Here is a 13,386-nt window from a genome sequence, read left to right as displayed (position 1 = left end):
ACCTCCCGCCGTTCCCTCGGGCCACGGCGGGAGGCGAGGAACGGCGGCCGCGGCGAAGCGGTGGTCCCTGGGCGTCACTCCCGAAGCCGGCGAAGGACGGCCGAGGCGAGCGCCGCGTCCAGCGCGCCGACACCGGTGAGGTCGGCGACCGTGATCGCGGTGTCCGGCCGGTCGACGGGCGCCTTGAGCAGCAGCCCGGCCGCGATGTCGCCGTCCTCGGCGGCGGACCCGGCGCGGACGGCATGGCCGAAGTCTCCGTGGTCGAGGCACTGGGCGTGGTCGTCGGTGGCGATGAGCCGTGCGCGGTGGAAGAGTGCGGGCGGCAGCTCGTTCTTGTGCGGCATGTCCGTGCCGATGCCGGTGACATGGGCGCCCGGGCGCACCATGGCGGCGTCCAGAACGGGGGACGTGGCCGGCGTCGCGGTGATGATCATGTCGGCCCGGGCCGCCTCCGCCGCCGCGGCGGGCCGGGCGGCCAGACCGTGTGCACCGAGTGCCTCGCACAGGGCGCGGGCCTTGTCCGGGGTGCGGCCGTGGACCAGGACCAGGCCGAGCGGCCGGAGTCCGGCCAGCCAGAGCGCCTGGAGACGGGCCTGTTCGCCGGTGCCGAAGACGGCCAGCGTGCCGGCGGCGGGCCGGGCCATGGCATGGGTGATCAGCGCGCCCGCGGCGGCGGTGCGCCAAGCGGTCAGCAGACCGCGGTCGTCGAGGAGCGCGCGCGGCGCTCCGGTGCGGGCGCTGACGACGCAGACCAGACCGTGGTGGGCGGGGAGGCCCAGCGCCGGGTTGCCGTAGAAGCCGGTCGCGATCTTGACGGTGAAGTCGGCGGCCCCGGTGAGCCGGCCCGCTTTGACGTGGCAGTCCCCGTCGGCTTCGGGGAAGTCCAGGTGCAGCGGCGGCGGCACGCTGGTGCGGCCTTCCGCATGTGCGATCAGCGCCGCACGGACGGTGTCGAGGACCAGCCGCGAGGTGACGGCCCGTTCGATGGCGGCCGCGTCGAAGACCGGGAGCGTCATCGGCGCGCCCGCATCCAGTCGGCGAAGGCCGCCAGGCCCTCCTCCGGGTTGCGGCGGCCGATGCCGATGCGGAAACGGTCGGCGGGGGTGGCGGTGAGTTCGGAGCGGTAGATGCTCGCGGGCAGCAGCAGGACGCCGGCTTCCTCGACCAGACGGGTGCAGAACTCCTCCACTCCGTCGGCACCGAGGTAGCGGGGGTAGGCGACGCATCCGCCGTCCGGCCGCCGCCACTCGAAGTCGTCCGCGAACTCGGCGAAGAACGCCTCGAAGGCCGGCAGATTGGCGGCGATCAGGGCCCGGTTACGGTGCAGGATCGTCTCGCGGGCCTTCAGGGCGATACGGGCCAGGACCTCGCTGGGCGCGGAGTTGCAGATGGTGGTGTAGTGCTTGGCCCGCTCCAGACGGGCGCGCAGCGCGCGGTCGCGGCAGGTGATCCAGCCGACGCGCAGCCCGGGAAGCCCCAGGGACTTCGAGGTCACGTTCAACGACAGTGCGCGCTCGGACAGATCGGCGGCCTGCGGCAGGGTGCGTGCCGGGTCGCGTTCCAGGCCGCGGTAGACCTCGTCGCTGAACAGGTGGATGCCGCGCTCCTCGCACAGGCGGGCCAGTGCGCGGAAGTCGGCGGCATCGAGGACCTTGCCGGTCGGGTTGTTGGGGAAGTTCACCGACACGACCCGGGTGTCCGGCCGGATCGCCGCCGCCACCTCGTCGAGGTCCAGGGCCCAGTCCCGGTCCGCGTCGAGGGCCACACCGGTGACCTCGCACAGCGCCAGCGGCACGGTCTCGGCGGCCTGGTAGTTCGGGGTCACCACCACCGCGTGGTCACCGGCGCCGAGCAGCACGTTCATCGCCAGATACAGGGCTTCCTCGGCGCCCGCGAAGCAGATGACGTCGTCCGCGTCGGCCTGCTCGTACGTCTGGGCGATCGCTTCCCGCAGGCCCGGGTCGCCGAAGGTCTCGGTGTAGCCCAGGGACAGGTTCTCGAAGGCCTCCCGGTCCTTGTCGTCGGCCAGCCCGAGCAGCTCGGCGAGTGTCATGGTCTGGACGTCGGAGGCGGTCAGGTGATGGCGGGCGGTGAACTCCCAGCGGGAGAAGTAGGTTTCGAGGCGGAAGTCGGGCAGCCGGGTCATGGTGGTCAGTCCTTCGCGCTGGATGCTCGGAGTTCGGCCAGCAGGCCGTAGACGGTGGACCGGGACACCCGCAGTGCTCCGGCGACGACCGGCGCGGCGCGGCGCACCGCGAACACCCGGGCCTCGTCCAGCCGGCCGAGGACGGCCAGGCGGTCCTGGCGGGTCATGCGCTCGACGGGACGGCCCGTTTCGCGGACGTGGCTGCCGATGATGTGCTGGATGCGCTCGGACCAGTCCTGCTCGAACAGCGGCTCGGGGCGCTGCACGGCCGGGGCGCCGAAGGCGGACAGCACCGCCGCGGCCTGCTCCAGCGGGGTGCGGTCGAGGTTGATGCACAGCACGGCCGACGGCCGGTCGTGCGCATCCCGCAGGACCGCGCTCACCGACGAGAGCCGGCGGCCGTCCGCGAGCAACTTCTCGTACGGCCCGTACACGTCCTGCGGCGACGGGGCGAGCCCGTCCAGTTCGCCGAGCAGGGAGGGGTCCCCCGGGCCACGCGAGCTCATCGGATTCCAGATCTCCAGGACCCGGTCGGTGTCCGGGTCGTGCAGCACCACCTCGGCGTACGGACCGAGCAACCGCGCGACGGCCTGGCACACCGGCGCCCACATCCGCACACGGGGATCTCGGGCCTCTTCTGCTTGTCCCATGCTTGGACTGTAAGTCCAGACTGGACAGAAAGTCCATACACGGCGGCGTCGCCCCACCAACGACGACGCCGCCGCTCAGCACAGGCTGAGCGGCGGCGTCGTCAGGCAGTCGGTGGGATCACTCCGACCCGGCGGGTGGGGTCACTCCCACTCGATGGTGCCCGGGGGCTTGCTGGTGACATCGAGGACGACACGGTTGACGTCGGCGACCTCGTTGGTGATGCGGGTGGAGATCCGCGCCAGCACGTCGTACGGCATCCGCGTCCAGTCCGCGGTCATCGCGTCCTCGGAGGACACCGGGCGCAGCACGATCGGGTGGCCGTACGTCCGGCCGTCGCCCTGGACGCCGACCGAGCGGACATCGGCGAGCAGGACCACGGGGCACTGCCAGATCTCGCGGTCCAGACCGGCCGCGGTCAGCTCCTCGCGGGCGATGGCGTCGGCCTCGCGCAGCAGGTCCAAGCGGTCCTTGGTGACCTCGCCGACGATGCGGATGCCCAGGCCGGGGCCGGGGAACGGCTGGCGGTGGACGATCTCGTCCGGCAGGCCGAGCTCGCTGCCGACCATCCGGACCTCGTCCTTGAACAGCTGCCGCAGCGGCTCGACGAGCTGGAACTCGATGTCGTCGGGGAGGCCGCCGACGTTGTGGTGCGACTTGATGTTGGCGGTGCCCGTGCCGCCGCCGGACTCGACGATGTCCGGGTAGAGCGTGCCCTGGACCAGGAAGGCGACTTCCTCGCCCTCGGCGCCGGCCTCGGCGACCAGCTCGGCCTGGGCCTGCTCGAAGACGCGGATGAACTCGCGTCCGATGATCTTCCGCTTCTGCTCGGGGTCGCTGACCCCGGCCAGCGCGGCCAGGAAGCGCTCCTCGGCGTCGACGACCTTCAGCTGGACGCCGGTGGCGGCCACGAAGTCCTTCTCGACCTGCTCGGACTCGCCCTTGCGCTGGAGGCCGTGGTCGACGTAGACGCAGGTCAGCTGGTCGCCGATGGCCTTCTGCACGATGGCAGCGGCCACCGAGGAGTCCACGCCGCCGGACAGCGCGCAGATGGCGCGCTTGGTGCCGACCTGGGCGCGGATCGCGGCGACCTGCTCCTCGACCACGCTGGTGGTGGTCCAGCTCGGCTCGATGCCCGCGCCGCGGTAGAGGAAGTGCTCCAGGACCTGCTGGCCGTGCGTGGAGTGCATGACCTCGGGGTGGTACTGGACGCCGTAGAGCTTCTTGTCGTCGTTCTCGAAGGCGGCGACCGGCACCACGTCCGTGGACGCGGTGACCGTGAAGCCCTCGGGGGCGGCGGAGCAGGCGTCGCCGTGCGACATCCACACCGGCTGCTCGGCGGGCGTGCCCTCGAAGAGGGTGGAGCCGGGGCGGGAGACGGTCAGGGGGGTACGGCCGTACTCACGGGCGCCGGTGTTGTCGACGGTGCCACCGAGGGTGGTGGCCATGAGCTGGAATCCGTAACACATTCCGAAGACCGGGACACCGGCCTCGAAGAGCGAGCGGTCGAGGCTGGGGGCGTCTTCGGCGTAGACCGATGAGGGGCCGCCGGAGAGGATGATCGCCTTCGGGTTCTTGGCGAGCATCTCCGCCACCGGCATGGTGGAGGGCACGATCTCGCTGTAGACCCGGGCCTCACGGACTCGGCGGGCGATGAGCTGGGCGTACTGTGCGCCGAAGTCGACTACGAGGACGACGTCCGGGGCAGCGGCAGGGGGCGCTGATGGCACTTCGGCGGCCTTCCGGCGGTGTGGAGCAGGGGTTGGACTTTCGATTCTAACGGGCTCATACTGAGCCCCATGTCCAAGCAGCTGACCTTCGTCTTTACCTATGGCACCGGCCCGTCCGGCTGCCATGGTCGTGCTGCTTGATCCACTGACAAGCAACTTCCCAGGCGCCCCGGGCCGAAATGGTCCGGGGCGCCTGCGTCTGTCGGGACCGATCAGCGGCTCCGGGGCCCCGCACCCCAGGAGAAACGACATGAGCACCGAGACCCACACCACCACCGCACCCGCCCCCGGCACCGGCGCCCGCACGCCCGAGGCGGCCGGGATCATCAGCGACGCCCGGCAGCGGATCGACGATCTCGACGGCCGGATCATCGGCCTCGTGCAGGAACGGATGGCCGTCTCGGCCGTCATCCAGCGCGAGCGCCTCGCCTCCGGCGGACGCCGGGTGAACCTCTCCCGTGAGATGGAGATCCTCGACCACTACCGCGGCCAGCTCGGCAAGCCGGGCACCGCGCTGGCCATGACCCTGCTGGAGCTGTCCCGGGGCCAGATCTGAGGCGGGCGGGAAGCGGGGAGCACGGACGTCCCGGGGAGCGCGGAGGCCCCGGGAGCGCGGCCGGCCGGGGACGCCACAGCCGGCCGGGGACGGGCAGCGCGTCGCCGCCGGAGCCGGATGCCGGATGCCGGATGGCTGGATCCGGACGGTGCTCGGGCGGCTCCGGGGTCGGCGGGCCCGGGTCCCTGCGTGGCTGGATCTGGACGGCCTTCGGTCGGTTTCCGGACCGCTCGGGGCGCGTGGTCAGGACGCATGCGCCCCGGCGCAGCTGCCGGATCTGCGTTCGGTTGCCGACTCACCCGTACGGCGCGTGACCGGCCGCTGCGAGGCTTCGTTGTTCCCGGTGCCACGCCAGCCAGGCGCGGACTGCAGGACTACGCGTAGACGCCGCCCCACGGGCGGAAACCCGGAGCGATGAGACGCCGGCCGCTTGCCGCGGCCCGCGTCGTGGGACCTCGCTCCGGTGCCGTGGCCGGTCAGCAGGGGACAGCAGCCCGGTCACATCCGATGGGGTGGTCGGTCCTGGGGACGCCCGGGACCGACCGCATCCGGTCGAAACGGTTGCGCCAGGTGAGGCGTATCCAGGACGATGCTTGACGAACGACGTACCGCATCCGGTATGGACTCTTGCACTGCCATGGGTCCGGCCGACGCGGTATCCGCACCCTCACGCACCACCCCAAGAGCCAGCGGCGCTACCCCCCCCCAGCGCCGCCCGTCGGTGCCGGCGCTGCCCTGACGCCGGCACCGAAAGCAAAGGGCCCCGTGGCCGTCCGCAACCCCCCTCGCGGACGGTGTCCGGGGCCCTTCGCTGTGCCGGGAGTGCGCCCGGCGCACGGCCGTCGCCGGGCCCGTGAGCCCGCCCGTCCTGTGCACTGCTTGTGTGTTTCCTGTGAGGCTGCTGTTACGGGTGTGACCGTCATCACTGGCGCATTTCTATTTGAGTGGACAACCTTTTTTGGCCATGGCCGGTCATGTACCTGCAATCGCACGGCCCTACCGCGCCCCACCGCGACGGCCCGCCACCCACGTGTGCCCCACGACACTTTGGACCCGAGAGGTCTTCTCGATGAAGCTTCGCCGTGCCCTGACGGCTGCCGCCGCGACGGCCGTCATAGCCCCCGCCGCCCTGCTGGCGGCCCCCGCCGCGTTCGCGACCGGCCCCGACGCCGAGGCCGGCGTGAGCGCCGAGCCGACCCCGGGAACCCCCGGCTCGGACCCGTCCGACGACACCACCGCGCAGCCGGAAACCCCGGGCACCGGTGACGAGACCGCGCCGGGCGACGACACCCCGGGCGACGACACCGAGTCCGGCGGCGAGACCGGGGACGGGGACGACAGCGGACCGGCCACCCCGGCCACCCCGGCCGCCCCGGCCACGCCGGGCGGCGGCACCAAGCCCAGCGACTCCCCCAAGCCCACCACCCCGGCCGAGCCCACCAAGCCGGGCGAGCCCGGGGACGAGCCCGACTGCACCGTCGACGACGCCGCCATCAAGGTGACCGTCGCCGGACTGCCCTCCAAGCTCGTCGCGGGCGGCGGCTGGAAGGGCTTCAGCGTGCACCTGGCCAACACCACGGACCACACGCTGGACGAGGTCTACCCGGTCCTCTACGCGGTGCCGACCGGGAACATCGAGCACCCCAAGTCGCAGCTCGACCTGGAGTACCAGCACCCGGACACCGGCAAGTGGACCTCGTTCGACGAGTGGACCGACGGTCAGTACTTCGGCTGGTTCCAGCTCGACGCGCACCAGACCGCGCAGCTCAAGCTGCGGATCCGCGCCGACAAGGGCGCCGAGGCCGGTGACGGCTTCGCGCTGGTGGCGGGCGACTACCAGAACAAGGACGGCTCCTGCGGCTGGTCCGAGGAGCAGTGGTACGACTTCACGATCCTGCCTGCCGGCAGCAAGCCGGGCGAGATCCCGCCGGCCAAGCCCGGCAAGCCCGGCAACAAGCCCGGTACGCAGGGCGGCGGAAAGCCGGTCAACACCACCAAGCCGAAGGACGGCATGGACAAGCTGCCGGTGACCGGCAACCTCGCCGAGACCGGTGCCTCCTCCGCACTGCCGGCCATCGGCATCGTGGGCGGTGTCGCCATGGCCGTGGGTGCGGGCGCCCTCTTCGTGGTCCGGCGTCGTAAGACGGACGGTGCCGTCGCCGCGTAACGGCGGGCGCACCCGAGGAGGGCCGCACCCGGACCGGGTGCGGCCCTCCCTCGTGCGCGGGCAACAGCCCTACGTCAGGGACTTCTTCGGCGGTACCGGCGGGACGGCCAGGAGGGGCAGCTTCAGCGCGCCGAACGCCTTTCGGGGAACGGCGGGGCGGACCGGCTCGACGGGGGCCAGCCGCTCGTAGGCCCGGCCCTGGGCGGGGCGCGGGTCGGGCTCGCCCTTGTTGGGCCACAGCGACATCGCGCGCTCGGCCTGCGCGGTGATCGTCAGGGACGGGTTGACGCCGAGATTGGCGGAGACCGCGGCGCCGTCGACGACCGAGATGCCCGGGTGGCCGTAGAGACGGTGGTAGGGGTCGATGACACCGGTGTCACCCGAGTCGCCGATCGGGCAGCCGCCGAGGAAGTGCGCGGTGAGCGGAGTGCCCATCAGCTCCCCGATGTTGGAGCCCGCGAAGCCGTTGATCTCCTCGGACAGCAGCGTCGCCGCCCGGGTGGCCTCGGGGATCTGGGTCGGGTTCGGGGCCCCGTGGCCCTGGCGTGCGGTGAGCAGGCCCTTGCCCAGCCCCTTCGGCTTCCGGTACGTCGTCAGGGAGTTGTCGAGGGACTGCATGACCAGGCCGATGATGGTCCGCTCCGACCAGCGGCGGTTGGAGAGCGAGCGGAGCGCCAGCCAGGGGTGGCGGGCCACGTTGCCCAGCCAGCCCGCGACGCGTCCGGTGGGCCGGTAGGGAACCTGGAGGATCGTCATGCCACCCATCGCGTTGGAGCCCTTGCCGTAGCGCACCGGCTCGATGTGGGTGTTCTCGTCGGGGTGGATCGACGACGTGATCGCCACGCCCTTGGTGAAGTCGGCCTTCCGGGCACCGTGCCGCTTGCGGTAGCGGCGGTTGTCGGTCTGCGCGCCCACCAGCGCCTCGGAGTTGGTACGGGTCAGCGAGCCGAGCCGGCCGGAGATGTACGGGAGCCGCCCGCTGTCCTTCATACGGTGCAGCAGGCTCTGCGTGCCGTAGGTGCCGGCCGCGATGATCACGCGCCGGGCCGTGAACGTACGGCCCTCGCCCTTCTTCTTGTTGTCGGTCGGCAGCGTGCCGACGGCGAAGCCACCGCGGGAGTCCTCGGTGAGCGCGACGACGGAGGTCATCGGGTGGATGACGGCTCCCGCCCGCTCGGCGAGGTAGAGGTAGTTCTCGTTGAGGGTGTTCTTGGCGCCGTGGCGGCAGCCCGTCATGCACTCACCGCACTCGGTACACGCCTTGCGGGAGGGGCCCGCGCCACCGAAGTACGGGTCCGCGACCTCTTCTCCGGGCGCCGCCTTCGCGGCTTCGGCTCCCTCCTCGCCGACGGCGTCCCGGCCGTCCCCGAAGAAGACCCCGACCGGCGCCATGTGGAAGGAGTCGCCGACGCCCATGGCCTGCGCGGTCGCCTTCAGATGCACATCGGACGGCGTCATCGTGGGGTTGAGCCGTACGCCCAGCATCCGCTGGGCCTGGTCGTAGTACGGCTTCAACTCCTCCTGCCAGTCCGTGATGTGCTTCCACTGCGGGTCGTCGAAGAACGGCTTGGGCGGTACGTAGAGGGTGTTGGCGTAGTTCAGCGAACCGCCGCCGACCCCGGCACCCGCCAGGACCATGACATTCCCCAGCAGGTGGATGCGCTGGATGCCGTAGAGGCCGAGGGCGGGGGCCCACAGATAGCTCTTGAGGTCCCAGGAGTTCTTCGGGAGCGTCTCGCGGGTGAAGCGGCGGCCGGCTTCGAGGACGCCGACGCGGTAGCCCTTCTCGGTCAGCCGGAGCGCGGAGACCGAGCCGCCGAAGCCGGAGCCGACGACGAGCACGTCGTAGTCGTACCCGTCGTCCTGGGAGCCGTTGGCGTCCGGGGCATCGATGGCGTCAGGGGCAGCGTGGGTGTCATGGGCGTCCCGGTCGCCGTTCCGGTCCTGATTTCGGGCAGAGTTCTCCTGGGGCACTGGCTCTCCCTGCTGAGGTGTTAGCGGAGTCGGAACGCCTTCATCGCGCGCAAGCTGCGGGTCATGAACTGTGCGTACTTCTCGTCGGTCATCCCGAAGGACGGTGCGAGCGGCATCAGCCGCTGCTGGGCTACGGTCTGCGCCTCGGTGTACTTGAGGATGCCCTCGGATCCGTGCCGGCGGCCCAGGCCCGAGTCCCCCATGCCGCCCATCGGCGCCTGCACACTGCCGTAGCCGGCCGCGTAGGACTCGTTGACGTTGACCGTGCCCGTCCGCAGCCGGGCGGCGACCGCGCGGCCGCGGCGGCCGTCCTTGGTCCAGACGCTGGAGTTCAGGCCGTACGGCGTGGCGTTGGCGAGCGCCACCGCCTCGTCCTCGTCGCTGAAGCGGTAGATCGAGACGACCGGGCCGAAGGTCTCCTCGCCGCAGACCGCCATCGGGGCCTGGACGCCGTCGAGGATGGTCGGCTCGTAGAAGAGCGGGCCGATGTCGGGGCGGGGGCGGCCGCCGGCGACCAGCTCGGCGCCCTTGGCGACGGCCTCCTCGACATGGCGGGTGACGGTCTCCAGCTGGCCCTCGCCGACCAGCGAGCCCATGTCGGCGCCGTAGGCGAGGGAGTTGCCCAGCCGCATCGCCTTCGTACGGGCGGCGAACCGCTGGAGGAAGTCGTCGGCGATGGACTCGTGGACGTACAGCCGCTCGATGGAGATGCACAGCTGGCCCGCGGAGGAGAAGCAGCCGCGGACGGCGCCGGAGGCGGCCTTCTCCACATCGGCGTCCTGGAGCACCAGCATGGCGTTCTTGCCGCCGAGTTCGAGGGAGACCCCGACCAGGCGGGCGGCCGCGCCCTGGGCCACCTCGCGGCCCGTACGGGTCGAGCCGGTGAAGGAGACGTAGTCGGCGTGCTCGACGACGGCGGGGCCGACGACCGGGCCCTCCCCGAGCACGACCTGCCAGACGTCCTCCGGCAGCCCGGCCTCGATGAGCTGCTCACGGGCCCACAGCGCGGTCAGCGCGGTCTCCGTGTCGGGCTTCATGACGACGGCGTTGCCCGCGACGAAGGCCGGCAGGGCGTCGCCCACGGACAGTTCGAAGGGGTAGTTCCAGGGGGCGATCTGCCCGACGACGCCCCGGGGCTGGCGGAGTTCGGTGACCTTGGTGAGGGTCGGTACGACGCCGGTGCGGGCCTTGGGCTTGAGGTAGGCGTGGGCCTTGCGGCCGTAGTGGCGGGCGGTGACGGTGACCGCCTGCACCTCCTCATGGGCGTGCAGCCGCGCCTTGCCGGTCTCCAGCTGGATCAGGTCGAGCACCTCGGCCTGGCGGCGCAGCACCAGGTCGTGGAAGCGGAGCAGGACCGCGGCGCGCTGCTTGACCGGGACCTTGGCCCAGCGCTCCTGGGCGGCACGGGCCCGCTCGAAGGCGGTGGCGACGTCCTCGGGGGTGGACTCCGGCAGGTCGGCCAGCTTCTCCCCGGTGAACGGGGTGTGGTTGGCGGTGCGGCCGCTGCCCACCACGCCGCGGGTGAGCCGGGCGGCGACCTCGGGGGTGACCACGTCCGCCGCCGTACGGGCGCCTGCCGGGGCGGGGGCGACCGGGTTGCCCTCGAGGGGCGCGCCGGGGGCCTCGTCGGTGGCGGTTGCTGCGGGGGCTGCGGGAGCCTCGGCGGGGGCCTCGTCGGCGGCGGTGGGCGCTGTTCCGGTGTCCTGCGAGTCCGTCATGTCGGCGAGCGTATTCCTCCCCGGACGCTTTGTGTACCCGGGAGTAATGAGTTTTCACGCCGTACGCACAATCGTGCCAGCGTTCGCTGGCCGCAAGGGTGCCGGCCTGGGACGACCGGGAGGCCGGGGTCAGGCCCCGGGCAGCCGGAACGCGTCGAGCGCGGTGTCGAAGTGCCGCTCGGCCTCGGTGCGCGAGCCGACCGGGGAGGAGATCCACACGTCGATCATCCTGCCGCCCTCGTCCCAGCTGAGGTCGTAGGTGTACCGGGGGCCCCCGTCCTGGGCACCGCCGTCCCAGACGAACTCCCAGCGCCCGGCCCGGAGTCCGTTGTGGGTGGTCTCGGTGACCTGCCCCTGACGGTAGCCGGGGTAGTGGACGGGCCCCTCCGCGTCCGCCGTACGCATCGCGCCCAGCGGCCCCTCCGGCACCCGCTTCTGCAGCTGGATGCCGATGCGGAACCGCTCGCCCTGGGAGGAGTAGTAGACGCGCTCGTTCTCGTACGAGCGCGTGAAGCCCTCCGGTACGGCGAGCACGAAGCCGGCCGGGTCGCTCACGAGGCGGTAGCCGGCCGGGACCTTGCCGGTGGCACCGGGGGACGGCGACGAGGTGGCCGGGGCGGTGGGCTTCGCCGTGCCGGGGCCGGTGGGCCGCGTGGGCCCGGCGTCCGAGGCCTGCTGGGAGCGGCTGGGCCGGCCACGCCCGTCGGGACCGTCGCCGGTCCCGCCCCCGTTCATCAGCAGGACGGCGATGCCCGCGCCCGCGCCGCCGATCAGCACCGCCGCGAGCGCCACCAGCAGGACGGTGCGGGTGCGGCCGGTGTGCGGGCGGGCGGCCGCGGCCAGCGCCCGGTCGTCGAGCGCCGCACGGATCGGCGCGGCCGGGCCGCGGCCACCCGCCCGTCTTCCCGGGTGCCCGGCGCCGCCTCCGTCGGACGCCCGAGCCGGGCCGGCGGGGAAAGGCGGCGTATCCGCGGTGAGGGGGCCCTCCCCGGGCGGGTGCTCGCCGGGCGGGTGTTCATGGGACGGGTGATGGTCGGGACGGTGTTCGTGGTGCGAGTGCTGGTCGGGGCGGGGTTCGTGGTGCGGGTGCTCGTTGGGCGGCTGCTCGCCGGGCAGGCCGCCGCCGGGTCCGTCGTACGGGGAGGCATGGGCGCCGGACCCGGGGTGGGGCGGAGCCGCCGGGTCGCCGGGGCGGGGCCCGCCCGGTGCCGGGGAGCCGCCCGGTGCCGGGGAGCCGCCCGGTGCCGGGGAGCCGCCCGGTGCCGGGGAGCCGCCCGGTGCCGGCGATTCGCCTGCTCCCGGCGGTCCGCCCGGTCTCGTCGAGCCGCCCGCTCCTGCCGGGCCGCCCGCTCCCGGCGATCCGGCCGCTCCCGGCGCTCCGCCGGACCCCTTCGGCCCCACCGGCCCACTCGTTCCCGCTTCCGCCCCCGCCACGGCCTCCGCGGCCTGCGCGGCCAGGCCCGTTGCCCCGCCGCCGAGACCGTGGCCCGGGAAGCGGCCGGGGCTGGGCCCGTGCCCGCCGTGCCCCCCGTGTCCGCCCGTTCCACGCTCCGGGGCGCGGCCCGACTGGAGATAGCCGCGCAGCAGCCGCTCCGTTTCGCCGGCCCCCAGGCGGCGCCCCGTGTCCCGCTCCAGCAACCCGTGCACGACGGCGTGCAACGGGCGGGCGGCCTCGGGGAGTTCGATCTCGTCGTACACGACGGCATGCAGCACGCCGCCCAACGAGTCGCGGCGGAACGGCGATTCGCCGCTGAGCGCCACACACAGCAGCACCCCGAGCGACCAGAGGTCGGCCTCGGGCCCGGCGCCGCGGCCGGCCATCCGCTCCGGCGCGGTGTATTCGGGTGAGCCGACGAAGCCGCCGGCGTCGGTCAGGGTCGTGACGCCGGGAACCTGGGCGATCCCGAAGTCGGTGAGCACGACGCGGCCGCTGTCCGACTCCATCAGGACGTTCGCGGGCTTGATGTCGCGGTGCAGCACCCCGAGGGCGTGCGCGGCGTGCAGCGCGCCCAGCAGCGCGACGCCGATCCGGGCCGCCTCGCGCGGGGCGACCGGCCCGCCGCTCTGGAGCCGGTCGGCCAGCGACGGGCCCTCCACCAGCTCCATCACGATCCACGGCCGGCCGTCCTGCTCGACGACGTCATGGACGACAATCACATTGGGGTGCTTGATCCGGGCGACCGTCCGTGCCTCGCGCATCGCCCGCTCGCGCTGCACCCGCGCTTCGGCCTCGGTCGTCCCCTCGTCCAAGTGCAGCTCCTTGACTGCCACTTGGCGGCCAAGGATCTCGTCGGTGGCGCGCCAGACCGTGCCCATTCCGCCGCGTCCCAGCCGTATTCCCAGGCGGTAGCGGCCCCCGATCAGCCGGCCCTCGCCCCCGATGATCCCCATGGCCCCATCTTGCCGCACCGGCCCCCCACCGGAAGGGCGCACCCCAGGGACCGGCC

General features: G+C 72.9%; 9 protein-coding genes. 2 read left to right on the top strand and 7 right to left on the bottom strand.

Going from position 1 to position 13,386, the window contains the following annotated elements; all coding sequences use genetic code 11:
- Positions 1-74: 74 nt before the first annotated feature.
- From K7C20_RS22540 to guaA, 4 genes are all read right to left on the bottom strand, one after another.
- Complete coding sequence (locus K7C20_RS22540; RefSeq protein WP_030088285.1) at positions 75-1,016, bottom strand: ornithine cyclodeaminase family protein; 942 nt, start codon at positions 1,014-1,016, stop codon at positions 75-77.
- A complete protein-coding gene (locus K7C20_RS22535; RefSeq protein ID WP_030088283.1) occupies positions 1,013-2,146 on the bottom strand; it encodes an aminotransferase class I/II-fold pyridoxal phosphate-dependent enzyme in 1,134 nt (377 codons plus the stop codon). Before K7C20_RS22535 ends, K7C20_RS22540 begins: the two co-directional genes overlap by 4 nt.
- Before the next feature lie 5 nt (positions 2,147-2,151).
- Entirely contained in the window at positions 2,152-2,796 is a 645-nt protein-coding gene (locus K7C20_RS22530; protein WP_030088281.1) for a helix-turn-helix transcriptional regulator, read from the bottom strand.
- Between the two features lie 141 nt (positions 2,797-2,937).
- Complete coding sequence (gene guaA, locus K7C20_RS22525; protein WP_030088279.1) at positions 2,938-4,524, bottom strand: glutamine-hydrolyzing GMP synthase; 1,587 nt, start codon at positions 4,522-4,524, stop codon at positions 2,938-2,940.
- 250 nt (positions 4,525-4,774) lie between these two features.
- Here guaA and K7C20_RS22520 point away from each other — a divergent pair, with 250 nt between their 5' ends.
- Together K7C20_RS22520 and K7C20_RS22515 are read left to right on the top strand one after the other, a co-directional pair.
- Positions 4,775-5,080 (top strand): chorismate mutase, encoded by a 306-nt coding sequence (locus K7C20_RS22520; RefSeq protein ID WP_030088277.1) that lies wholly within the window; start codon positions 4,775-4,777, stop codon positions 5,078-5,080.
- A 1,069-nt stretch (positions 5,081-6,149) separates the two neighbouring features.
- On the top strand, positions 6,150-7,247 hold the full coding sequence (locus K7C20_RS22515) for an LPXTG cell wall anchor domain-containing protein (RefSeq protein ID WP_053209230.1): 1,098 nt from the start codon (positions 6,150-6,152) through the stop codon (positions 7,245-7,247).
- 69 nt (positions 7,248-7,316) lie between these two features.
- On the opposite strand, the gene K7C20_RS22510 is transcribed toward K7C20_RS22515, so the two are convergent.
- From K7C20_RS22510 to K7C20_RS22500, 3 genes are all read right to left on the bottom strand, one after another.
- The gene (locus K7C20_RS22510; protein WP_078953182.1) at positions 7,317-9,221 is read right to left on the bottom strand and encodes a GMC oxidoreductase; all 1,905 of its coding nucleotides are present in this window, start codon (positions 9,219-9,221) and stop codon (positions 7,317-7,319) included.
- 20 nt (positions 9,222-9,241) lie between these two features.
- On the bottom strand, positions 9,242-10,939 hold the full coding sequence (locus K7C20_RS22505; protein WP_053209231.1) for a succinic semialdehyde dehydrogenase: 1,698 nt from the start codon (positions 10,937-10,939) through the stop codon (positions 9,242-9,244).
- A gap of 129 nt (positions 10,940-11,068) precedes the next feature.
- The gene (locus K7C20_RS22500; RefSeq protein ID WP_053209232.1) at positions 11,069-13,330 is read right to left on the bottom strand and encodes a serine/threonine-protein kinase; all 2,262 of its coding nucleotides are present in this window, start codon (positions 13,328-13,330) and stop codon (positions 11,069-11,071) included.
- Positions 13,331-13,386 lie beyond the last annotated feature (56 nt).

Source organism: Streptomyces decoyicus (genome assembly GCF_019880305.1).
Taxonomy (GTDB): Bacteria; Actinomycetota; Actinomycetes; order Streptomycetales; family Streptomycetaceae; genus Streptomyces; species Streptomyces decoyicus.
The sequence above is the reverse complement of the archived record's forward strand: the minus strand, read 5'-3'. Positions and strand labels throughout refer to the sequence as shown.

Bases quoted from the DNA above. Each gene is read 5' to 3' on its own strand.
- K7C20_RS22520 (WP_030088277.1), top strand. From the start codon at position 4,775: ATGAGCACCGAGACCCACACCACCACCGCACCCGCCCCCGGCACCGGC.
- K7C20_RS22535 (WP_030088283.1), bottom strand. From the start codon at position 2,146: ATGACCCGGCTGCCCGACTTCCGCCTCGAAACCTACTTCTCCCGCTGG.
- K7C20_RS22515 (WP_053209230.1), top strand. From the start codon at position 6,150: ATGAAGCTTCGCCGTGCCCTGACGGCTGCCGCCGCGACGGCCGTCATA.
- K7C20_RS22530 (WP_030088281.1), bottom strand. From the start codon at position 2,796: ATGGGACAAGCAGAAGAGGCCCGAGATCCCCGTGTGCGGATGTGGGCG.
- K7C20_RS22505 (WP_053209231.1), bottom strand. From the start codon at position 10,939: ATGACGGACTCGCAGGACACCGGAACAGCGCCCACCGCCGCCGACGAG.
- K7C20_RS22500 (WP_053209232.1), bottom strand. From the start codon at position 13,330: ATGGGGATCATCGGGGGCGAGGGCCGGCTGATCGGGGGCCGCTACCGC.
- K7C20_RS22540 (WP_030088285.1), bottom strand. From the start codon at position 1,016: ATGACGCTCCCGGTCTTCGACGCGGCCGCCATCGAACGGGCCGTCACC.